Genomic DNA, 298 nt, shown 5'->3' on the forward strand with positions numbered 1-298 from the left:
ACCAGCGACAACTGCGGTCGCCCCACCGAAACTGTCGCGGGGCGGGCGTTCGGGTTCGGTAGCGGCCAGCACTATGTGGCCGTCGGATCAGCCGGGACCCTGCTGCAGCACGTGTTCGCCCGGGGAAGCGACAACACGTTGCGACACTGGTGGTTCGCGCCGGGAATGGACGCCCCGGGGATGGACAACTGGAACACAGAGGGACGGGTCCATTCGAATCCCACCGGGTTCGCGTACGGCAATCAGCAGCATGTCTTCTACCGGAACCCGGACGGGCGGTTGGAGCATCGGTTCTACG

1 pseudogene is annotated in these 298 nt (G+C 65.4%); it reads left to right on the forward strand.

Going from position 1 to position 298, the window contains the following annotated elements:
* Positions 1 to 298: pseudogene (locus tag H0524_RS25030) on the forward strand (DUF346 domain-containing protein); the annotation flags it as partial.

The sequence above is a fragment of the Salinispora sp. H7-4 genome, assembly GCF_013416675.1.
Taxonomy (GTDB): domain Bacteria; phylum Actinomycetota; class Actinomycetes; order Mycobacteriales; family Micromonosporaceae; genus Micromonospora; species Micromonospora vitiensis.